The organism is uncultured Candidatus Puniceispirillum sp. (assembly GCF_963979125.1).
In the GTDB taxonomy this organism is placed as follows: domain Bacteria; phylum Pseudomonadota; class Alphaproteobacteria; order Puniceispirillales; family Puniceispirillaceae; genus Puniceispirillum.
This window is the reverse complement of sequence record NZ_CAXBVX010000014.1, coordinates 1-21,141: the sequence shown is the minus strand read 5'-3', so window position 1 is coordinate 21,141 and position 21,141 is coordinate 1. Positions and strand designations below refer to the sequence as shown.

20 protein-coding genes are annotated in these 21,141 nt (G+C 47.8%); 15 read left to right on the top strand and 5 right to left on the bottom strand.

Features of this window, described 5'->3' with window-relative positions; all coding sequences use genetic code 11:
* The first annotated feature begins 78 nt into the window (after positions 1-78).
* From tsf to lpxB, 14 genes are all read left to right on the top strand, one after another.
* Positions 79-996 carry a translation elongation factor Ts gene (gene tsf, locus ABNT28_RS02910; RefSeq protein ID WP_332924092.1) on the top strand — a complete coding sequence of 306 codons (918 nt, stop codon included), beginning with the start codon at positions 79-81 and terminating at the stop codon, positions 994-996.
* 68 nt (positions 997-1,064) lie between these two features.
* Positions 1,065-1,751: a UMP kinase gene (pyrH, locus tag ABNT28_RS02905; RefSeq protein WP_332924103.1), complete on the top strand. Its 687-nt coding sequence runs from the start codon at positions 1,065-1,067 to the stop codon at positions 1,749-1,751.
* Positions 1,752-1,797: 46 nt separating this feature from the next.
* The gene (frr, locus tag ABNT28_RS02900) at positions 1,798-2,355 is read left to right on the top strand and encodes a ribosome recycling factor (protein WP_332924093.1); all 558 of its coding nucleotides are present in this window, start codon (positions 1,798-1,800) and stop codon (positions 2,353-2,355) included.
* Positions 2,356-2,434: 79 nt separating this feature from the next.
* On the top strand, positions 2,435-3,184 hold the full coding sequence (gene uppS, locus ABNT28_RS02895) for a polyprenyl diphosphate synthase (RefSeq protein ID WP_332924094.1): 750 nt from the start codon (positions 2,435-2,437) through the stop codon (positions 3,182-3,184).
* Positions 3,184-3,945, top strand: a complete 762-nt coding sequence (locus ABNT28_RS02890; protein WP_332924095.1) for a phosphatidate cytidylyltransferase — start codon at positions 3,184-3,186, stop codon at positions 3,943-3,945. Before uppS ends, ABNT28_RS02890 begins: the two co-directional genes overlap by 1 nt.
* A gap of 12 nt (positions 3,946-3,957) precedes the next feature.
* Positions 3,958-5,160, top strand: coding sequence for a 1-deoxy-D-xylulose-5-phosphate reductoisomerase (gene dxr / locus ABNT28_RS02885; RefSeq protein ID WP_332924096.1), 1,203 nt, complete (start codon positions 3,958-3,960; stop codon positions 5,158-5,160).
* A gap of 33 nt (positions 5,161-5,193) precedes the next feature.
* Positions 5,194-6,276, top strand: a complete 1,083-nt coding sequence (gene rseP, locus ABNT28_RS02880; RefSeq protein WP_332924097.1) for an RIP metalloprotease RseP — start codon at positions 5,194-5,196, stop codon at positions 6,274-6,276.
* Positions 6,277-6,373: 97 nt separating this feature from the next.
* The gene (gene bamA, locus ABNT28_RS02875) at positions 6,374-8,653 is read left to right on the top strand and encodes an outer membrane protein assembly factor BamA (RefSeq protein ID WP_348720986.1); all 2,280 of its coding nucleotides are present in this window, start codon (positions 6,374-6,376) and stop codon (positions 8,651-8,653) included.
* 226 nt (positions 8,654-8,879) lie between these two features.
* The gene (locus ABNT28_RS02870) at positions 8,880-9,416 is read left to right on the top strand and encodes an OmpH family outer membrane protein (RefSeq protein ID WP_332924099.1); all 537 of its coding nucleotides are present in this window, start codon (positions 8,880-8,882) and stop codon (positions 9,414-9,416) included.
* Between the two features lie 9 nt (positions 9,417-9,425).
* The gene (lpxD, locus tag ABNT28_RS02865) at positions 9,426-10,463 is read left to right on the top strand and encodes a UDP-3-O-(3-hydroxymyristoyl)glucosamine N-acyltransferase (RefSeq protein WP_348720985.1); all 1,038 of its coding nucleotides are present in this window, start codon (positions 9,426-9,428) and stop codon (positions 10,461-10,463) included.
* Positions 10,464-10,476: 13 nt separating this feature from the next.
* The gene (gene fabZ, locus ABNT28_RS02860) at positions 10,477-10,935 is read left to right on the top strand and encodes a 3-hydroxyacyl-ACP dehydratase FabZ (protein WP_332924101.1); all 459 of its coding nucleotides are present in this window, start codon (positions 10,477-10,479) and stop codon (positions 10,933-10,935) included.
* 14 nt (positions 10,936-10,949) lie between these two features.
* On the top strand, positions 10,950-11,762 hold the full coding sequence (gene lpxA, locus ABNT28_RS02855) for an acyl-ACP--UDP-N-acetylglucosamine O-acyltransferase (RefSeq protein ID WP_332924102.1): 813 nt from the start codon (positions 10,950-10,952) through the stop codon (positions 11,760-11,762).
* Between the two features lie 7 nt (positions 11,763-11,769).
* A complete protein-coding gene (lpxI, locus tag ABNT28_RS02850; protein WP_348720984.1) occupies positions 11,770-12,591 on the top strand; it encodes a UDP-2,3-diacylglucosamine diphosphatase LpxI in 822 nt (273 codons plus the stop codon).
* Complete coding sequence (gene lpxB, locus ABNT28_RS02845) at positions 12,588-13,757, top strand: lipid-A-disaccharide synthase (RefSeq protein ID WP_332924552.1); 1,170 nt, start codon at positions 12,588-12,590, stop codon at positions 13,755-13,757. The genes lpxI and lpxB overlap by 4 nt, the downstream gene beginning before the upstream one ends.
* An 11-nt stretch (positions 13,758-13,768) precedes the next feature.
* On the opposite strand, the gene ABNT28_RS02840 is transcribed toward lpxB, so the two are convergent.
* Together ABNT28_RS02840 and gltX are read right to left on the bottom strand one after the other, a co-directional pair.
* Positions 13,769-15,076: a citrate synthase gene (locus tag ABNT28_RS02840; RefSeq protein ID WP_332924553.1), complete on the bottom strand. Its 1,308-nt coding sequence runs from the start codon at positions 15,074-15,076 to the stop codon at positions 13,769-13,771.
* A gap of 97 nt (positions 15,077-15,173) precedes the next feature.
* Entirely contained in the window at positions 15,174-16,544 is a 1,371-nt protein-coding gene (gltX, locus tag ABNT28_RS02835) for a glutamate--tRNA ligase (RefSeq protein WP_332924554.1), read from the bottom strand.
* A gap of 49 nt (positions 16,545-16,593) precedes the next feature.
* Between gltX and ABNT28_RS02830 the strand changes: the two genes are divergently transcribed.
* Positions 16,594-18,675, top strand: a complete 2,082-nt coding sequence (locus tag ABNT28_RS02830; RefSeq protein WP_332924555.1) for a ComEC/Rec2 family competence protein — start codon at positions 16,594-16,596, stop codon at positions 18,673-18,675.
* On the opposite strand, the gene lexA is transcribed toward ABNT28_RS02830, so the two are convergent.
* The 3 genes from lexA to moaC form a co-directional block, all read right to left on the bottom strand.
* Positions 18,617-19,252 (bottom strand): transcriptional repressor LexA, encoded by a 636-nt coding sequence (lexA, locus tag ABNT28_RS02825; RefSeq protein ID WP_332924556.1) that lies wholly within the window; start codon positions 19,250-19,252, stop codon positions 18,617-18,619. The two genes, ABNT28_RS02830 and lexA, sit on opposite strands and share 59 nt — an antisense overlap.
* Before the next feature lie 94 nt (positions 19,253-19,346).
* A complete protein-coding gene (gene glp, locus ABNT28_RS02820) occupies positions 19,347-20,654 on the bottom strand; it encodes a gephyrin-like molybdotransferase Glp (protein WP_332924557.1) in 1,308 nt (435 codons plus the stop codon).
* Positions 20,644-21,120 (bottom strand): cyclic pyranopterin monophosphate synthase MoaC, encoded by a 477-nt coding sequence (moaC, locus tag ABNT28_RS02815; protein ID WP_332924558.1) that lies wholly within the window; start codon positions 21,118-21,120, stop codon positions 20,644-20,646. The genes glp and moaC overlap by 11 nt, the downstream gene beginning before the upstream one ends.
* Between the last annotated feature and the right edge of the window lie 21 nt (positions 21,121-21,141).

The window sequence follows — 21,141 nt, the reverse complement described above, 5'->3', positions numbered from 1 at the left end:
TCCCGCTGTGGGGGAAACAGCTTCGCTTGCATCTTGCAGGCAACTGGTTTTAACAACTTTGCAAATAAGGACAGCAAAATGAGTGTAACGGCGGCACTAGTCAAAGAACTGCGCGAAAAATCTGGCGCGGGCATGATGGATTGTAAAAAAGCTCTCGGCGAGACCGATGGTGATATGGATGCGGCGATTGACTGGTTGCGCACCAAGGGTTTGGCGGCGGCAGCCAAAAAATCTGGTCGTGTCGCGGCCGAAGGTTTGGTCGCTGTTGCGGTTGATGGCACGGCGGGCGCGATTGTCGAGCTCAATGCAGAAACCGATTTTGTCGCTCGTAATACCGAGTTTCAGGATTTTGCCAGAAACCTTGGTTCACTTGCGCTTGAGGCTTCGGATATTGAGTCATTAAAGACATTGGATTATCCGAACACAGGTCGCAACGTTTCTGAGGAACTCACCAACAAGATCGCGACTATTGGTGAAAACATGTCATTGCGTCGCATGGAAAAAGTATCTGTGTCCAGCGGTTCTGTTGTTTCATACATGCATAATGCAACCGCCGATGGCCTTGGCCGGATTGGTGTTCTTGTTGCGCTTGAATCCAGCGCATCTGCTGATATATTGACTGGTTTGGGCAAACAGATTGCCATGCATATTGCGGCAACGTCACCTGCAAGCCTGTCGGTTGATGACCTTGATGCCGACATGGTTGCCCGCGAGCGTGACGTGCTTATCGAGCAAGCTAAAGCATCTGGCAAGCCACAGGAAATTGCTGAAAAGATGGTCGAAGGCCGGATGAAAAAATACTATCAAGACGTTGTTCTACTTGAACAGACTTCGGTTATTGACGGTGAAACACGGATCGAAGACGTCATTATCAAAGCTGGCAAAGATGCCGGTGCAGACATTGCTCTCAAGGCATTTGTGCGGTTTAATCTTGGTGAAGGTATTGAACGTGAAGAGACCGACTTTGCGGCGGAAGTTGCGGCTCAACTATCCTAAGTAAAACACAGGAGCCAGCTTTGGCATCAGATAGCGAAACCGAAACGGAACTGAAATATCAGCGCGTGATGCTCAAAATTTCGGGGGAATCCCTGATGGGCAGGCGGGCTTATGGTATTGATCCCGAAATGGTTAGTAAAGTTGCCATAGAGGTTAGAGACGTTATCGCCACGGGTGTCGAGGTTTGCCTTGTCATCGGTGGTGGCAACATTTTCCGCGGCGTGTCTGGTGCCGCGGCTGGAATGGAACGCGCTACTGGAGACTATATGGGCATGTTGGCAACGGTGATGAATGCCCTTGCTATGCAAAATGCCCTTGAACAGCTTGATGTGCCCGTGCGGGTTATGTCGGCACTTCCGATCAGCGCTGTTTGCGAGCCCTATATTCGGCGCCGGGCAACACGGCATCTTGAAAAAGGCCGTGTTGTGATCTTTGCGGCTGGTACAGGTAATCCATTTTTTACAACAGATACTGCCGCTGCATTACGCGCCACTGAAATGAATTGTCATGCCTTGCTCAAAGGTACGCGCGTTGATGGCGTTTATTCGGCTGATCCCGAAAAAGACAAAAATGCAAAGCGCTATGATGAACTTGGCTATTTACAGGTGCTTTCAGATGATTTGCGGGTGATGGATGCATCTGCTATCTCTTTAGCGCGCGAGAACAATATTCCCATCCTTGTTTTTTCTATTGAAAGCGCGGGTGGGTTTGCTAGCGTATTGAAGCATAAAGGCAAGTTTACCATAGTGCATTAATACACAAAACTGACATCGGACTTTAATTTAGCTAAGGGTAGGGGAAATGGCTGATTTTGACATCGAAGATATGAAACGTCGGATGGAAGGCGGTTTTGCCAGTCTGAAAACTGAATTTATGGGGCTTCGTGCTGGTCGTGCTTCGACTGGTATGCTTGAACCGATTATGGTTGATGCCTACGGCTCGAAGATGCCGATGAGTCAGGTTGGAAATATTTCGGCACCTGAGCCACGTTTGCTCACGGTAACGGTGTGGGACGCCTCTATGACGGCGTCTGTTGAAAAGGCCATTCGTGAATCCGACTTGGGACTAAACCCGATGGCTGAAGGCACGCTTATTCGTGTACCAATTCCCGATTTATCTGAAGAACGCCGTAAAGATATGGTCAAGGTTGCTAGCCGCTATGCCGAAGCAGCCCGCGTCGCAATTCGAAATGTCCGTCGTGATGGCATTGAAAATGTGCGCAAAGCTGAAAAAGATGGGTTGTTGTCTGAAGACGAGCGTCATGGTCTGGAAAGTGATATCCAGAAAACGACTGATGAATATGTTAAAAAAATCGATGATGCATTTGCCAATAAGGAAAAAGAGATAACTCAGGTGTAAATCATACCTTGGCGCTTACCTTTGATTGGGGTTCGAGCTATCTGGATTTTTGGAAAAACGACCAAATCGGGTTTTGATAATGGCAAAAGTACCGCATCACACAGCAATAATAATGGATGGAAACCGGCGTTGGGCAAAAGGGCGCGGTCTTGACATTATTCGTGGGCATAATCAGGGAGCCGAGACACTTAAAGATGTGTGTAAAGCCGCATCTGAAAACCAGGTACGCTGGCTTACAGTATTTGCTTTTTCTGCTCAGAACTGGAATCGTCCTGAACCAGAAGTTTCTGGATTGCTCAAATTGATGCGCCGTTTTTTGATGAGTGAAATCGAAGACTTGATACATAATAATATTCGGCTTCGTATTATTGGTAACAGAAAAAACTTTTCAAAAGACTTGCAGTATCTTCTTAGCAAATCTGAAAGACTGACAGCTGAAAATACAGGGCTTAATTTAACAGTTGCTCTTGATTTTGGTGGCCAGCAGGACATCACTCAGGCAACACGTCAGATCGCCGAGGAGGTGGCCGCAGGGGTTATTGATCCACAACTGGTGAATAATGATTTTGTCAAATCCCGTTTGCAAACAGCAATATTGCCGCCTGTTGATCTAATGATCCGCACGGGTGGCGAAAAACGCATTTCAAACTTTTTGTTGTGGGATTTATCCTACGCTGAATTATATTTTAGCGAGTCATACTGGCCAGATTTCAAAACATCTGATTTTGTTTCTGCGGTTGCCGAATTCAAAAATCGCGAGCGGCGTTTTGGTGGTAATCATGCTGATAATGATAAAAACCTCAGCACTATCTCGGGTGACTCGTCTTAATGACGTTTTCGTCCCTTTCCCCATTGGCCCAGCGCCTTGTTGGCTTTGCTACCCTAATTCCAATTATAGCTCTTGTTTGGTTTGACGCTCAAATTGCGTCTTTGGTTGTGTGGCTGGCTTTCATACTTATGGGGTTTGAATTCAGCAAATTGGTTGATTTAACCAAGCCATTAATATTTTTGGTGATTATTCTATTTGCTTTCGTGGGTATGCCATTCTGGTTTATGGCTATTCATCCTCACATAACCTTGGCGGTGATCGTAGCCACGATGATATTGCTTATGTGGCAGAAATCATTCCCGATAGCTGCTTTTGTTGGGCTTACAATGTTATGCGGCGTAAGCGCTCAAGTGATCATAGATAGTCAGAATGGGCAGATTATGTTGCTGGCTATTTGTGCTGTTGTTGCGGCATGCGACATTGCGGCTTATTTTGCTGGACGGCGCTTTGGCGGTCCCAAACTGGCGCCGTCAATCAGCCCGAATAAAACAATGTCGGGCGCCATAGCTGGCCTTGTGGCGGCAGGCATCCTTTGCTTTCTTTTTGCTGATATGTTTGGGTTAACGCCTGTTGTCGCTTTTGGATTTGGTTGTATTATTGGTTGTTTGGCTCAGATCGGTGACTTGCTTGAATCCCGCTTGAAACGGCACATGGGCGTTAAAGACAGTGGTCGCCTTATCCCTGGTCATGGCGGTTTACTTGACCGCTTTGATGGATATTTACTTACTTTGCCGACAATCGCATTGGTGTTTTTTACTTAATAAAGGGTTGGCATGTCGTCACAAAAAGTCATTACAATCCTGGGTGCAACAGGCTCCATTGGCGATAATACACTATCTTTGGTGCGCAAACATCCTGACCTGTTTCATATCAAGGCAATGGTTGGAGGTTCAAATGTCGAAAAGCTTGCCGACCTTGCGTTCGAATTCAAACCAGATGTTGTTGGCATTGCTGATCTTGCCAAACAAACACGCCTTGCCGAACGCCTGGCTGGCACTGGCATAGAGATTGTTGCTGGTGATCAGGAATGCGCAGCATTAGCGGCGGTAAAAGTTGATATCGTGATTGCGGGCATTGTCGGTATTGCTGGGTTGCCATCAATGATGAAAGCTGTCGAAGCAGGCCAAACCATTGGGGTGGCGAACAAGGAATCTTTGGTTTCGGCAGGCTATGTGATTAGTCAGGCCGCGGCTAAATATGGGGCGCGTTTAATTCCACTCGACAGTGAACATAGTGCTATTTTTCAATGCTGGCATGGATGGAAAGAACGTCTAGACGGCAAAAATATTGATAATGACATGTCATCAATCCTGCGGATCTGCCTGACCGCATCTGGGGGACCGTTTTTATCGCGTCCATTGGATGAATTCGCATCCATCAAGCCTATCGATGCGGTAACCCATCCTAATTGGGAAATGGGTCGAAAAATTTCGGTTGATAGCGCAACGATGATGAACAAAGGTCTTGAAGTTATCGAGGCGCATTTTTTATTTGATGTAACTGCTGAGCAAATTGAAGCGGTTATTCATCCCCAGTCTGCAGTTCATGGCATGATGTATTTTCGTGACGGATCAATAATTGCTCAGCTTGGCTCGGCAGATATGCAGGTGCCGATTTCCTATGCCCTGAATATGCCTGGCCGGTTAAACTGGAACCCCGAACCGCTGGATATTGTTGCTCTTGGTAGTCTTGAATTTATGGCTATTGAACTGGATCGCTTTCCGTGTTTTGGCCTTGCGCGAAACGCTTTGATTCAAGCTGGAACAGCCCCTGCCATATTAAATGGCGCCAATGAAGTTGCTGTTGCCGCATTTTTGGACGGTCAAATAGACTTTTCGGCAATCGCGACTGTTGTGGCAAATACTCTTTCCGCCGCCATAGATGGTGATGTTAATACGCTTGACGCTGTTATTGCTGTAGATGATGAAGCGCGGCGTATAGCTGCAAACCTTGTTGAAAAAATGAATAAACTATAATGTTAATAATCGGCGAAACTAGAGGTAACTAAGATGGGCGAACTTGGGTTTTTTGATCTGATTATTGGCTTTTTACTATTGATAACCCCTGTGGTTTTCTTTCATGAACTTGGTCATTATTGGGTGGCGCGCAAAGCAGGCGTGATCGTCGAGGTTTTTTCAATCGGCTTTGGTCCTGAACTTTATGGATGGACAGCCAGAAGTGGCACGCGGTGGCGGATTGCGGCAATACCATTTGGTGGTTTTGTTAAAATGCGTGGTGATGAAGATGCGGCTAGCACTCCTGGGCAAGACAGTGCCCATGTCAAAGGCAGCTTCGGTGGCGCTGGCCTCTATTGGCGGATGGCCATTGTCCTAGCAGGGCCAGTGGCCAACTTCATTCTGGGTATATTGTTGTTTGCCATTGTTTACATAACTGTTGGTAAACAGGTATTACCTGCTGAAATAGGTGAGGTGATGCCGGAAATGCCAGCTGCCGAAGCTGGATTGCAAAGCGGTGACCTTATTCTGGAAATTGACGGTATCAAAATACGTGAATTCAACGATATGCGTGGTCTGATTATAGAAAGCCCAGGTAAGAAACTGGATTTCCGTTTGCGCCGTGACGGTCAGGAATTGACCTTGCCAGTAACGCCAATGCCGCAATTCAGCGAACAGCTGGACATTACAGTTGGCGTGCTTGGGGTTAAGTCGATGCCTGTCAATGCACGTGTGCGCATGGCACCCTCTACCGCAGTGGTTGCGGCAACATCTGATGCGTTTCATATGTCGATTATGATTTTGCGTGGTTTAGGTCGTGCTGTAACAGGTAATATTCAAAAAGGTGAGGTTGGCGGACCTGTTCGTATAGCTGAAATCTCTGGGACTGTGCTCAATCAGGGGATCGTACCGTTTATTTTGCTGACAGCGGTGATATCAATCAATCTTGGTTTGATTAATTTGCTACCTGTTCCGGCATTGGATGGCGGTCATATGGCGTTTTTCCTGATCGAAGCGGTGCTTGGCAAGCCCCTACCAATACACTGGCAGGCAATTTTGATGCGCGGTGGTATTGCGATTTTGATGACCCTGACATTATTTCTGGTCTTGTTTGATCTGGCGCGATTGTTACCATAAGAAATTGTATCTGGGATTTTGGTTTGTTTGCCTTTACTGTCTCAATGTTCTTAAATTCAACTGCTTCCGTGCCTGCTCGGACAAATATGGAGTATCCATGCGTAATTTTATCATAATTGCGATTTTTCTTTTTGTTTCAGGTTTGTTGTTGCCAGTTAATGACATATATGCCCAGTCAAATGATCAGAATATCCGGGTATCCGAGATACGGGTGGTAGGAAACCGGCGGGTGTCATCGGGCACCGTTCTGTCATACTTGCCAGTGAATGTTGGTGATGTGGTGACGCAAAGTAGCCTTAATGTGGCGCTTGAGCGGCTTTTTGATACGGGTCTTTTCAAAGATATAGCGATCGATAATGCCGCCGGCGTTATCACCATTGATATTCTGGAAAACCCAATCATTAATCGGATCAGTATTGAAGGTAACGACGCGATCAGTGATGATCGCTTGAGGGAGGCTATTGATGTGCAGCCGCGCCGTGTCTTCACCCAGAAACTTGCCCTTGAAGCCACCAAAACCCTGCTTGATCTTTATCAGGCAGGTGGCCGTTTTGGTGCCTCGGTAGAGCCAAAGATCATCGAGCTAGACGAAAACCGCGTCGATCTTGTTTTTGAGGTGAATGAAGGCCCGTTAATCAAAATCAGTTCGATCACCTTTTCGGGAAACCAACGCTATTCAGACCGGGTTCTGCGGAGTGTCATTTCCAGCCGCGAAAAACGCTGGTGGGCATTTTTGAGTGCGACTGACAAATATGATGAAGGCCGGCTGGATTATGATGTGCGCTTGCTTCGCCAGTTTTATCTGGCGCGCGGTTACGCTGATATTGCTGTAACACGTGTGCGCGGCGGCTTATTGCCTGACCGTAGCGGTTTCGCTGTATCATTTATTTTGAGTGAAGGAACGCAATATACTGTCCGAGATATCACCCTGGACAGCGAAATTGAGAATGTTGATATTCCTGATCTGATCTCGCTACTCGATTTTCCTGATGATAACCGCTATGACGTGCGCTCACTTGAACAGGGTCTGGTTGACATCACAAACCGCCTTGGTGAGTTTGGTTATGCCTTTGTTGACGTGCGCCCCGAAATAACAACCGTGCCGGAAGACAGTGTTCTTGATATTCACATCACTGTTGGTAAAGCCCGCAAGAATTTTGTTGAGCGTATTGATATCATTGACAATACCCGAACGCTTGACGATGTTATCCGCCGCGAAATGGAACTTGTCGAAGGTGATGCCTTTAACACCCTGAAGCTTGAACGCTCGGAGCGGAATATCCGTAATCTTGGCTATTTTGCCAAGGTTGATGTGCGCAATATTCAGGGCAGTAGCGAAGATCAGACAATTTCGCAAATCATTGTTGAAGAACAATCAACAGGTGAATTCAGCGTTGGTGTCGGTTATTCGACTTTGGACAAGACCAGCTTGAATCTGGGTGTCGCCGAGCGTAATTTCCTGGGCGCTGGTCGTTCGGTGCGGGCAACCATTGGCCTTTCTGATTCAAAAACCGATTTCGTTATTGGTGTTACCGAGCCTTATTTTCTTGGTCGTAATCTGACTGGCAGTGCCTCTTTGTTCAATGAAAAGAACAAAGTAAATTCGGTAACAACAAATCGTACAGGTGTTAATTTTGGCGTTGGATTTAGCGCTGCTAACGATATTTATCATCAGGTCAATTACCGCCTAGATCAAAGTAAAACAACAGTTTCATCGACCACGGCGACGTCGGTAACTGGGGAAAATGGCAAAACAATCCTTACATCGTCAATCGGCTATACGCTTGGTAAAGATACGCGTGACAACAAATTTGATCCATCAGAAGGCTATTTGATGGAAATATCGGAAACGATAGCTGGCCTTGGTGGTGATGCAAAATATTCCCGCACAGTTGGCCGAGCGGCTTATTATCAGCCATATCTGTTCAATGCCGTCATATTGGGCGTACGTGGCCGTGTAGGCCATGTCAGTGGTCTAGGCGAAAAGGTAACGCAATCACAACGTTTTGCGCTTGGTGGTCGCCTTGTTCGTGGTTTCACGGGATCGGGAATTGGTCCGCGTGACACAGGCTCAAAAAGTGCCGTTGGCGGTAACAATATGTATTCAGGATCCGTTGAAGTGGTTTCCGATTTGGGTTTAAGCAAGGATATTGGTGTCCGCTGGACGGCCTATACTGATTTTGGTTCGGTATGGGGAACGGATTATCCGTCTGGCGTGACCAAACCCGATGATCAATCCATGCGTGCGTCTTTAGGCGTAGGTATTCTCTGGGATACGGTTCTTGGGCCAATGTCATTCTACTGGGCGGATCCTATATCGAAGCAGTCACATGATGAAACAAAACGGTTCCAGCTATCGATTGGCACAAGGTTCTAGCCATCATCCGGCTCTAGCGCAGCGAAAGCCGATAAGATGATGCGTAATATGAACCACATCGTTCAGCCATAGCATAGCGTGTGCAGAAAAGATGATGTATAAAACAATAAGATAGAGTAGATATTAAAGTCTATTTCAACGAATTTAGGTCTGCGCTCTAAGGAATGTGTAAAATATGCACTATCGACTAGCTAAATGTCTGTTGCTTTTACTAATGGCATCTTTCATGTCTGTTTCGTCATTCGCGCAGGAATCAACACAAGATGTTGACCTGAGTGTAAAACGCATAGGCCTTGTTGATATTGAGGGGGTTTTGCGGTCGGCAGAAGCATCTGAAAAAGTACGCTCGCTTCTTGATGAACAACGCGGAAAATTTCAGCAGGAATTTAACATTATTGAGAAACAGCTTCAGGATACCGAACGCGACCTCACTCTAAAGCGCGGCGTAATTTCTGACGCAGAATTTGATAATCAGCGTATTGCCTTCCAGAAAAAGGTTACCCAGCTACAACAAGATATTCAGTACCGCCGTCAGGCGCTTGATAACGCCTATCAAAAAGCACAAAATGATCTGCGTGCTTTGGCCATTGATATCCTGACTGAAATTGCGGCTGAAAAGCAGCTTGACCTTATTTTGGCGCGTAATTCTGCATTGATCTTTTTGCCGCATTTCAACATTTCTAACGAAGTTCTGTTACGTCTGAATGAGCGTACAAAAAATGCAAAAATTGAAATTGAAATCACTAATCCTGACGATAATTAGGATGATCTGGTGACAATTAACCGCACATTCTATGACTTTGACGACACATTAACGGTGTTGCAGCTTGCTGATATTGTTGGTGGCACCATCGTGCCGTCAAACGGCGCTAACCCTTCGAATCTGATTAAAGATATAGCCCCTTTTCACAGTGCGGCTGTTGGTGCCTTGTCCTATGTTTCAAATGATACACATCTAACTAGCCATAACATTCCCGATAACGCCATACTTCTGGCGCCAGAATCATGCCGTGAGTTGTTGCCGGATACAGTTAATCTTATCATTGTTGAAAACCCAAGGCTTGCCTTTGCCTCTGCAGCGCGTCATCTGGTGAAACAGCGAACCATTCCCGAAAATCATCTGACCGCATCAGCCATTGCTTCAACAGCAAGGATTGATCCAACCGCAAAAATATCACCGCGGGCGACGATCATGGATAATGTCGTCATAGGTGCAAACACTACGATTGAGGCAGGCGCTGTTATTTATCCGCATGTATCCATCGGCGCTAATTGTAGGATATTGGCCAATAGTTCAATAGCCTTTGCGGAAATTGGTGATAATGTGGTTATCCGCAACGGTGTCGTTATCGGCAGTGCTGGTTTTGGTTTTGAACCAGGCGCAGATGGTATTGCCAAGGTGCCACAATTGGGCATTACGCAAATTGGTGACGGCTGTGATATCGGGTCAAATTCAACGGTTGATCGCGGTAGCTTGAACGACACTGTTTTGGGTAAAATGGTAATGATCGATAATTTATGCCACATTGCCCATAATTGCAGCATCGGTGACAATTGCATGATTGCCGCGCAAGTTGGCATGGCAGGCAGTGTTACGCTTGGCAAGAAAGTAATAATTGGGGGACAGGCAGGTATATCCGGACATTTGACGATCGGCGACGAGGCGATCATTATGGGGCATTCGGGTGTTACCAAGAACGTAGATGCCAAAACAACCGTTGTTGGCTTTCCGGCAGAAGCAAGTGGTGACTATTGGCGTAAACTGGCTGGACTACGTCGTCTCTTAAAACAGTCAGACAACAAAAAATGACAAGGGTATGATGATGGGTGCGGAAACAGTAAATTTGAACATTGACGAGATTAAAAAGCTGATCCCGCATCGCCCACCGTTATTGCTGATTGATCGGGTTGAAGACATTATCCCCGATCAGGAAGCAACCGGTATAAAAGCTGTCAGCATGGGTGAACCATTCTTTGTTGGTCATTTTCCTGACTTTCCGGTTATGCCAGGCGTTTTGATTGTTGAGGCTTTGGCTCAAACAGCGGCCTGTATGGTGGCAGTAACGCTTGGTGACGCAACCAAAGGCAAGCTTGTCTTTTTCACAACAATTGAAAAAGCACGTTTTCGTACACCTGTGCGTCCGGGCGATATGATGCGCCTCCATGTCACCAAGACAGCAGCAAAAGGACCATTGTGGAAATTTACGGGTGTTGCATTAGTTGACGGTAAAACAGTTGCCGAGGCCGAATTTGGCGCGATGACTGTTGATCCAGCGCGCTAGAAGTGAGCAGTCAAATGGATCAGTCAAATCTCACGAGTACCGATATTCACCCAACAGCCATCATCAGCAATGCCGCGACTATTGGTACGGGTGTTTCGGTTGGCGCTTATTGTGTTGTTGGTGACAATGTTGTGCTTGGTGACGGCGTCAAGCTCATGAGCCATGTGGTCATTGAAGGTCATACATTAATTGGTGCTGGCACCGAAATTTACCCCTTTGCCGTGCTTGGATGTGCGCCTCAGCATACCCGCTATGAAGGTGAGCCTTCTACATTGGAGATTGGTGAAAATTGTGTCATTCGCGAACATGTCACCATGCACCCGGGAACAGCGATAGATAAAATGCGCACAATCGTTGGTAATAATGGCTTGTTTTTCGCCGGGGCGCATGTCGCGCATGACTGTATTGTTGGCGACAATGTTATCTTTGCCAATAACGCATCATTAGGGGGGCATGCCATAATCGGTGACAGCGTCATGCTTGGTGGTTACTCGGCTGTGCAACAGCGTTGCCGTGTTGGAAGTCATTGCATGCTTGGTGCGCATTCGCTTGTTGATTCGGATGTCGTGCCATTTTCCATTGCTGTTGGTAACCGCGCACGCTTGTCGGGTATAAATGTTATTGGCCTCTCTCGGCGGGGCTTTTCTGATGACAGCGTAAATGCGCTTCGTGCCGCATTCCAGATGCTTTTTGAGGCTGATGACATTTTTGCCTCCCGTGTTGAAACCACACGCGCCCATTTTGCAGATAATGCCGAAGTGCAAGAAATGATTGCCTTTATCGACGGTGCCGGACGTAATGGTATCTGTCAGGCGGCGAAACGCTGAGGTCACTATGACAAAGCTTGCCATTATCGCTGGTCAGGGACATATTCCCGTCGATATTGGCCATGCCGCCATTGCGCAAGGCTATGATGTAATTATTATGCCGTTGGAACATCAGGCCGATGCCGATTATAACGGATTCAAGACTGAACCAATTGGTTTGGCCAATATCGGACGTACTCGCAAATTGTTGCTGGCTCATAAATGTGACGCCATGATTATGGTTGGCAAGGTCAGGCGTCCTCCCATTGCTGATTTGCGTCCTGACATGGACGGAATGAAATTGCTAGGCAAAATGCTATTGCGCGGCGATGATCAAAGTCTGCGTCTTGTTGCCGATTATTTTGCCGAGGTTGGAGTAAAGGTTATGGCGGCTAGTGATATAATGCCTGACCGTCACCTTGGTCTGGGTGTCATAACTGGGGTCAAGCTCAATAAGCAATATCAGGCTGATATTGATCTTGGATGCTCAGTGCTGGACAGTATTGGATCGCATGATATCGGGCAGGGGATGGTTGTTCAGGATGGCCGGATCATTGCTATTGAGGCGGCTGAAGGCACCGATGCCATGCTACTGCGTTCGGCTGATCTGCTGGATAAAACAGCCAGCAAAGCGGTGTTTCTGAAAATGCCAAAATCTGCTCAGGATACGCGTCTTGATATTCCCTTTATTGGCCTTGAAACGATAAAAATGGCTGGTGATGCAGGTATTGGTGTCATTGCTATCGAAGCTGGCGGGGTGATGTTGGCTGACCCCCATGATCAAGTGGTCGCCGCCTGTTCCGCATGTGACATAACATTGGTAGGACTAAAACCACGGAACGTCCGATGAGCGCACCTATTTTTATTCTTGCAGGTGAACCGTCCGGAGATGCGCTGGCCGCCAGCATGATGGTGGCGATTGAAAAAAAATACGGTAAACAAAGTTGGATTGGCGTTGGTGGTGAAAAGATGCTGGCACAGGGATTGACCCCTCTATCCGACATGGATCAATTATCAATTTTTGGCTTTTCTGCTGTCCTGTCCGCCTATTCAAAACTGTCGTCTCTTGCCAATGATCTTGTGGTGCAAATTATTGCACATCAACCCAAGCTCGTAATGACCGTTGATGCAAAGGGGTTTTCTATCCGTTTGGCGGCACGATTAAAACGCCGCATGGCACAGGCTAATATGCAAATGCCCATAGTGCATACAGTCGCGCCGACAGTCTGGGCATGGGGCGCGTGGCGGCGGCATAAATTTGCGCGTAATCTGGATGGGTTGCTATGTCTCTTTCCAAATGAGCCAGCTTTCTTTGACGGACTTGATGTCAAAGCATCCTTTATAGGCCATCCCGAAGCATGGGCAATAAAGCCAGTTTCATCACCTGTCAGCCATAAACGTAAAGCCACGCTAGAGCCCCCAAAACAATCCCGCACCATTCAACAACATTTATGTTTGTTACCGGGAAGTCGGCGATCCGAAGTTGCCTTGTTATTACCGCGCATGCTTCTTGCACTTGATATATTGCGTGACCGAAATGCCGAGATACAGGTGAGTCTGCCAACTGTATCGAATGTAAAGAATCAGGTTGAACATCTATGTGCTGGACGCGACATCACCATTAATACTGGTCGTGACGCCTTTATTGCCGCCATGACCTCTGCCGACGCCATGCTGGCGGCCTCTGGAACGGTTACATTGCAAACCGCGCTTCATGCCATGCCAGGCGTCGTATGTTATGCAACGTCGCCATTATCCGCCTTTATTGGGCGTCGTCTGGTCAAAATGGACAATGTTGTTTTGCCTAACGCTTTGCTTGGACGGCCTATCTATCCATTTCTATTTCAAGAACAGGCAACGCCGCAGGCTTTGGCGGCAGCTGTACAAACTGTTTTTGATGACCCCGAAGTCCGATCAGACGCCACACGTAACGCCAAGGCACTGACTAGCCTATTACGCGGTAACGGTTCCAGCTTTGATGACATGGTAGCCATCGCTATGGCACCTTGGCTTTGAAACTGTGTGATCTAACGCTTCGAAGTTTCGACATAAGGCCGTTCAGATGGACCTATGTAAAGCTGGCGCGGGCGGCCAATGCGCTGGGCTGGATCTTTAATCATTTCATTCCATTGCGCAATCCATCCAACGGTACGTGAAACGGCAAATAGAACCGTAAACATTGACGTTGGAAAACCCATTGCTTTCAGGATAATGCCAGAATAAAAATCAACATTTGGATATAGCTTTTTATCAATAAAATACTGATCTTTAAGTGCAATATCTTCAAGTTCCATCGCAAGTTCTAAAAGTGGGTCTTGCACGCCTAATTTGCCAAGCACATCATGACATGCCTTGCGAAGAACCTTGGCACGTGGATCAAAATTTTTATAGACACGGTGACCAAAGCCAAACAGCCGAAACGGATCATTCTTATCACGTGCTTTGGCGATATATTCTGGAATATTGTCCTTATGGCCAATCTCAGTCAGCATGTTCAGAACGGCTTCGTTGGCGCCGCCATGTGCTGGCCCCCACAAAGATGCAATGCCCGCGGCAATACACGCAAACGGGTTTGCTCCTGACGAACCTGCCAGACGCACGGTAGATGTTGATGCATTTTGTTCATGATCGGCATGCAGGATAAAAATCTTATCCATTGCATCGGCCAGAATCGGATCAACAACATAAGGTTCAGCTGGAACTGAAAAGCACATATGCAGAAAGTTTTCGGCATAGGATAGTTGGTTATTCGGATAGTTGAATGGCTGACCTTGAGAATATTTATAGGCCATAGCAGCCAAGGTCGGCATTTTGGCGATCAGACGCCGTGACGCCACCATCCGCTGTTGCGGGTCATGAATATCAGTCGAGTCATGATAAAATGCTGATAAGGCGCCAACAACGCCACACATGATAGCCATCGGATGCGCGTCACGCCGGAACCCGCGCAGAAAGGTCGAAAGCTGTTCATGCACCATTGTGTGACGGGTGATGGCTGTATCAAAGCTGGCTTTGGCGTCTGGGCTTGGCAATTCCCCTTCGAGCAGAAGATAGGCAACTTCCAGAAAGTCAGACTTATCAGCAAGCTCATCAATCGAATAGCCCCGATGCAAAAGCACGCCTTTATCACCGTCAATATAGGTAAGGCCAGATACGCATGATCCGGTCGCGCCATAGCCAGGATCAAAGGTAAACATACCCGTTTCGGCATAAAGCTGGCGAATATCGATCACATCAGGGCCAATGGTCCCTTTTTGAACAGGTAAATTTGTAACCTTACCGGTTTCATTATCGGTGAGGGTGATAGATTTACCAGTGCTCGAATTGTCAGCCATAACGTTATCCTTAAAGAAGTTTCACGAACCATAATAGGCGCACAAAATGCGCAAGACTCTTATTGGGGGCGAAGCAATTATATAGCGCAGATAACCGTTATTTGCAAGCCTCTGCAACACGAAGCTTTACTTCATCAGTGCCCAAAGCCGCTATCACATCTATGATAGAGGGCGATTGTTGCATTCCGGTTACAGCCGCACGCAACGGAAGCCCTATATCTTTCATTTTCAGGTTATTCTGGCCTAGCCATTCCTTAATCGCCTGTTTTAACGCATCAAGGGTCCAGTCAATATCACCTAGATCCTGCATCAATCGGGACAAATTGTCTTTGGCGGGGGCGGTCAGCAAGGCGCGCGCGTCATCACTAATCTTTGGCGCCCCGTCATTAAGCAGAAAACCGATCGCATCAACAATGTCCAGATGCGTCTTGGCACGCTCGCTCAAAAGCGGCAGCAATGTCGTCAATCTGGCTTCGGCATGCGGGCTTGATGCGTCTGTCACCGACAATATCAATCTTACCAGCTCTACTGGCGGCATCGAGCGCAGATAATGCGCGTTCATGTCATATAATTTATCAATATCAAACCGTGACGGTGACCGCCCCACTTTGTCGAGGCCAAACCATGCTATCGCATTTTCGCGTGAGATGATTTCCTCATCGCCATGCCCCCAGCCAAGCCGAACCAAATAATTAATCATCGCATCAGGCAGAAAGCCCATATCACGATAGGCGTCAACGCCCAATGCGCCATGCCGTTTCGACAATTTAGCCCCATCAACCCCATGTATCAGCGGAATATGTGCAAATACGGGCACATCCCATCCCATGCCGTGATAGACCATATATTGACGAAACGCATTGTTCAGATGGTCATCACCACGGATCACATGCGTAATTCCCATATCGTGATCATCAACAACCACAGCCAGCATATAGGTCGGGGTGCCATCAGCACGCAGAATCACCATATCATCAAGTACGCTATGTTGAACCGTTACCGATCCTTGAACCGCATCGTCGATTGTTGTGGTACCATCATCCGGCATTTTCATGCGCACGACATAAGAGCCACCTTCAGGCGCATCAGTGCGATCGCGCCACGGCGAGCGCACCGTTGTTCCGGTTTTGCTGGCTTCGTCACGAATGGCGGTCAGTTCGTCCGCGCTTAGATAGCAACGATAGGCCGCCCCGCGTTCAATCAACATATTTGCAACCTCGACATGGCGTGATGCCTGTGCAGACTGGCTCACTGCAGGGGCATCTCCGCCAAGCCCAAGCCAGTCAAGACCGTCATGAATGGCCTTAATCGCGTCTTCGGTTGATCTTTGTCGGTCAGTATCTTCAATCCGCAACAAATAAGTACCGCCATGATGACGGGCAAATAACCAGTTAAATAAGGCAGTGCGTGCGCCGCCAACATGCAAATATCCGGTAGGTGACGGGGCAAAACGGGTAACGACATTCATGATTTATTAAGGCCTTTCCGGTTAGGTTTATCCTTAAGGAGTAGAGCACGTGGCATTGAAATCAGCTTCAAAGCGGAAAATGCACCTATTTGACGGCCTTATCAAGCCGGAAAAAAGGGCTTTGTTTTATGCTGCCTGCCTTATCATGGCGATTGCGCTTTATCATCAATCTGAAATTGCAAATGCCGGTTTTGTTTTCATTACCGCCATAACGATACTTGGCCTTTGGTTAATATCATATCTGGTCACACATGCGGCTTTGTTGATTGGGTTTCCTGCGCGTTGTCTGCTAACAGCCATAATCGGGATTGCGGCGGCTTGTTTACAGATTATGTTGCATCCTCCGCAATCGCTGGATAGGGGGATTACGCTCACCACCAGTGGTATCGTGACGGCCATTGACGGTGCCATTGATCGGCGGATCAGATTATGGGTCGCGCTAGACACATCATATGCGCCATTATCGGCACAACCATATCCGCTTATTCGCATATCAACAGACAGGGTATCCTCACAGGTAACCATCGGCGATCACATCGCCTTCAAAGCCCGTCTGTATCCTTCGCCATCACCGATTTTGCCGCAAAATCCAAATTATGCGCTTCAGGCACAAATCCACAATGTCACGGCGAGTGGCTTCGTTATTGGTGATCTGACCCGGATTGGCGACCAACGTGATCGTCTGGCAGACAGGCTAGGGCGGTTTCGACATGATTTTGCGCAACAGCTGGATCATGAAATGGCCTTACCAACAGGCGGTATTGCCGCCGCATTGATGGTTGGCGACCGTCGTTTTATCAGTGAACCGACCTATGAAAAATTTCGCAAATCTGGATTGGCGCATTTGCTGGCTATTTCGGGGTTGCATATGGGCTTGCTATGTTTTGGTGTGATCGCAGCCCTGCGGGCAATGGCCAGCTTGGCACCATCCTTTTCCATGCGTGTGCCAATCCATAAATATGCCGCTTTTGCTGGTGTGCTGACGGGGCTTGGCTATGTTTTTATCTCTGGGGCATCGATCAGCGCCGTTCGTGCCTTTATCATGGCAGTATTTGTAATATCGGCCATTCTACTTGACCGTCTTGCCTTAACCTTACGCAATGTGGCTTTGACAGCCATTTTTGTCCTGATTGTCAATCCTGCGGCGCTTTACACCGCTGGCTTTCAGCTTTCCTTTGCCGCCACAACAGCCCTTGTTGCTTGGTATGAAATCAGCGCAACGCGTCACCATCGACATCGGCATCAGGGGCCTCGTAATCGGTTGGTGACCTATATAGGCGGCGTCATTGTCGCGTCATTGATTGCGGCAACTGCAACCGCGCCCTTTACAGCACAGCATTTTGGTGCGGTGACTCCATGGGGGGTGATGGCAAATATAGTGGGCATTCCGCTTACTGGTTTATGGATTATGCCAAGTGGTATTCTGACAGCCATTGGTTATGTGACGGGCCTTGAAGCCTATGTGATTGGCGTTATGCAACAGGGTATCGAGGTGTTGATTGGACTGGCAGGTTTCATATCATCATTGCCACTGGCGGGATGGCGCATATCCCCTCCGGGTAATGTTGTTCTGGCCGTCTTGTCATCTGGATGTTTGGTTTTGATTGGATGTCATCGACGGGTTTATCCGCTTGGTGTGTTATTGATATGTTTTGCAGGTCTTATGTGGTGGCAAACGGCTATACCACATGGCGTTTTATTTGCCAAAGGACAGACGCGCTTTTTGATTTTGGCAGGACAGGATGGCATTGCCTATAGCCACAGCACCCAAAATCATCGGCGCCTATCGTCATTTTTTACCGATATTGCCGAACGACAGCTTGCACGGCCTGTTCACCCAGCCCCACCATGCAAACCATTCTGTACGCATTACGCGCCTGATGGCCGCAAGGTTACGATCGTTGACCGCACGTTCAACTTGACCAAAGCCTGCAATAGCGCACCTGACATCATCTTGTCTCTTGTGCCTGTAAAATACCCATGCAGAAACAAAGGAAAAATCTACGATTTAACTTTACTTTATGGATATAATAGCCTGATTTACATTGATAATACTGAATCAGTATATATCTCTAATAATTCCGTATCAAACCAGCGAGTTTGCCCTGTACCTCAACAGCATCCGTGCTGAAATAACGGGTTTCATAGTGCGGATTTGCCGCTTCAAGGCCAATCCGGCCAGGTTCTTTCAGCAATGTTTTCAATGTCGCTTCCTGCTTGTTAATCAAAGCAACGATGATCTCACCATGGCTGGCTGTATTTGCACGTTCGATCACCACAGTATCACCTTCCAGAATCCCAGCTTCAATCATTGAATCACCAACAATTTCCAGCGCGAAATGTTCACCGCTGCCAATCATGCTGGCGGGTACTTCCAACTGTCGGGTTGGGTCACTCAAGGCTTCAATCGGTGTTCCTGCCGCAATACGCCCCAGAAAAGGAAGCGTAATAATATCTGCAGCCGCCGCGACTGCATTCGCTATTGCCGATGGTTCACCAGCAGGACGTAAAATTTCAATCGCACGGGCGCGGTTCGGCAGACGCCTGATATAGCCGCGTTCTTCAAGCCCTGATACCAGCCTATGAATGCCCGATTTTGACGCAAGACCCAACGCGTCGCGCATTTCGTCAAATGAGGGGGGCACATCATGCACTGACAGATGCGTGGTCAGATATTCCAGAAGTTCGCTTTGTTTACGTGTTAACATGGTGGCAATCCTTGCTGTTCACATTTGTTCCCTTATTGTTCTATCAATGTTCTGGGTCTTTGGCAATAGCATATCAACAGGATTTTTGGCGAAGCTAGAATAAGCGGGGAATGGGCAATATTGTGACCTGATCGCCTTTCACTCGGGCTGGATCAAACGGCGGGCGTATGATCAGAACATCGGCATTGGCCAACACCGACAACATCGAGCTATCCTGCAAACCGGCAGGTGACACGATCGCCATACCATCCGCATCATGGGAAAGGGTCGCACGTAAATATTCCTGACGTTTGTCATTTTCACGCAGATCGGATGCCAGCATGGCATGAAATGTTATATCTTGATGACGCCTTCCTTGCATATGTGCCATAGCTGGTGCCAGAAATATCATCGCACAAATGGCTGATGACACTGGATTACCTGGTAATCCCAAAAGAGGAACATTGTTAATCTTGCCAAAAATAACGGGCTTGCCTGGCCGCATGGCAATCTTCCAGAAATCTATCTGGGTTTGATTATCTGATCTGCTTTGACTTGTATCACCAGTTGATCCACGAATATTGTCCAAGTCACCTGCTATATGGTCATGAACCCCAACCGATGCCCCACCACTGGTGACAATCAGATCAAGATCATCATGCGCTTCCAATATGCGTGCCACCGCGCCAGCTTCATCACGTATAATGCCCAGATTGATGGCATTGCCCCCATTCATCTCAACAAAATCTGCAAGATATTGCGCGTTGGAGCTGACAATCTGTCCATGCGCGGGCGGCGTGCCTGGCGGCACCAGTTCATCACCCGTAGATATAATGCCAACCCGTGGCTGTTTGTAAACGTCAAGCTCGGTATGTCCTGCTGTCAGACACAGGCTTATTGCGCGCGCCGATAGCTGATGCCCAGCCTCAAGCACAATAGCGTCACGTTCCATATCCAGACCTGTTGGGCGGATATGTTTACCTGCCGGATTGCTACTTTTGATCGTAATTACGATCCCGTTGTCTTCAGAATTCGCATCAACATCTTCTTGCAGAATAATTGTATCGGCATCATCGGGTACCATCGCGCCGGTAAAAATACGCACCGCTTCACCAGCACCGATTGTGCCAGAAAATGGATGACCAGCCGCAGATTCACCGCATCGCGTCAAGTTGGCTGGAAGTGCCTCTATATCTTTTTTGCGTACCGCATATCCATCCATTGCTGACAGGTTAAACGCTGGCACTGATGTTTTGGCGCGAACAGGCACAGCTAATGTGCGCCCTAGCGCTGACATATAAGAAATAGTTTCGGTTGAGGTTTTGGTTAACCCATCAATGATACGCTGTTTTGCCTCGGCAACCGCCAGCAATGGGGGACGCGCGCTTGTATTGTTCTTATCAGGGTACTTATCAGGGTGCATCATATTGTCCAGATTTACCACCTGATTTATGCGTCAGGCGAATATCGGTAATCTGCATGGCGCGATCGACTGATTTACACATGTCATAAACCGTTAGCGCGGCCACATTCACCGCTGTCAATGCTTCCATTTCGACACCTGTCTGGCCAGACAGGTGGCAGGTAGCGGTAATCTCTATCCTGTTACGGTCGTGGTTTAGCGTCAGGTCAACTGCAACATGATCCAGCCCAAGCGGGTGACATAACGGGATCAGATTGGCTGTCTGCTTGGCACCCATAATACCGGCAAGCTGGGCAATGCCAATCACATCGCCTTTTTTGGCAGTGCCATCTGCAATCATGCTCAGGGTTTCGGGCTGCATCACAACACAGCCTTTAGCAACAGCCATCCGTGTTGTTGCTGGTTTGTCACCAACATCAACCATATGCGGTGTCCCTTTTTCGTCAAAATGGGTGAATTTTGACATATCAACCTCGTTTCATATGGT

What these genes read in the sequence shown, in the direction of transcription:
- rseP (WP_332924097.1), top strand. Translation starts at nt 5,194, where the DNA reads ATGGGCGAACTTGGGTTTTTTGATCTGATTATTGGCTTTTTACTATTG.
- lpxI (WP_348720984.1), top strand. Translation starts at nt 11,770, where the DNA reads ATGACAAAGCTTGCCATTATCGCTGGTCAGGGACATATTCCCGTCGAT.
- dxr (WP_332924096.1), top strand. Translation starts at nt 3,958, where the DNA reads ATGTCGTCACAAAAAGTCATTACAATCCTGGGTGCAACAGGCTCCATT.
- glp (WP_332924557.1), bottom strand. Translation starts at nt 20,654, where the DNA reads ATGCACCCTGATAAGTACCCTGATAAGAACAATACAAGCGCGCGTCCC.
- lpxA (WP_332924102.1), top strand. Translation starts at nt 10,950, where the DNA reads ATGGATCAGTCAAATCTCACGAGTACCGATATTCACCCAACAGCCATC.
- bamA (WP_348720986.1), top strand. Translation starts at nt 6,374, where the DNA reads ATGCGTAATTTTATCATAATTGCGATTTTTCTTTTTGTTTCAGGTTTG.
- pyrH (WP_332924103.1), top strand. Translation starts at nt 1,065, where the DNA reads ATGCTCAAAATTTCGGGGGAATCCCTGATGGGCAGGCGGGCTTATGGT.
- gltX (WP_332924554.1), bottom strand. Translation starts at nt 16,544, where the DNA reads ATGAATGTCGTTACCCGTTTTGCCCCGTCACCTACCGGATATTTGCAT.
- frr (WP_332924093.1), top strand. Translation starts at nt 1,798, where the DNA reads ATGGCTGATTTTGACATCGAAGATATGAAACGTCGGATGGAAGGCGGT.
- tsf (WP_332924092.1), top strand. Translation starts at nt 79, where the DNA reads ATGAGTGTAACGGCGGCACTAGTCAAAGAACTGCGCGAAAAATCTGGC.
- fabZ (WP_332924101.1), top strand. Translation starts at nt 10,477, where the DNA reads ATGGGTGCGGAAACAGTAAATTTGAACATTGACGAGATTAAAAAGCTG.
- moaC (WP_332924558.1), bottom strand. Translation starts at nt 21,120, where the DNA reads ATGTCAAAATTCACCCATTTTGACGAAAAAGGGACACCGCATATGGTT.
- ABNT28_RS02890 (WP_332924095.1), top strand. Translation starts at nt 3,184, where the DNA reads ATGACGTTTTCGTCCCTTTCCCCATTGGCCCAGCGCCTTGTTGGCTTT.
- ABNT28_RS02840 (WP_332924553.1), bottom strand. Translation starts at nt 15,076, where the DNA reads ATGGCTGACAATTCGAGCACTGGTAAATCTATCACCCTCACCGATAAT.
- uppS (WP_332924094.1), top strand. Translation starts at nt 2,435, where the DNA reads ATGGCAAAAGTACCGCATCACACAGCAATAATAATGGATGGAAACCGG.
- lpxB (WP_332924552.1), top strand. Translation starts at nt 12,588, where the DNA reads ATGAGCGCACCTATTTTTATTCTTGCAGGTGAACCGTCCGGAGATGCG.
- lexA (WP_332924556.1), bottom strand. Translation starts at nt 19,252, where the DNA reads ATGTTAACACGTAAACAAAGCGAACTTCTGGAATATCTGACCACGCAT.
- ABNT28_RS02870 (WP_332924099.1), top strand. Translation starts at nt 8,880, where the DNA reads ATGTCTGTTTCGTCATTCGCGCAGGAATCAACACAAGATGTTGACCTG.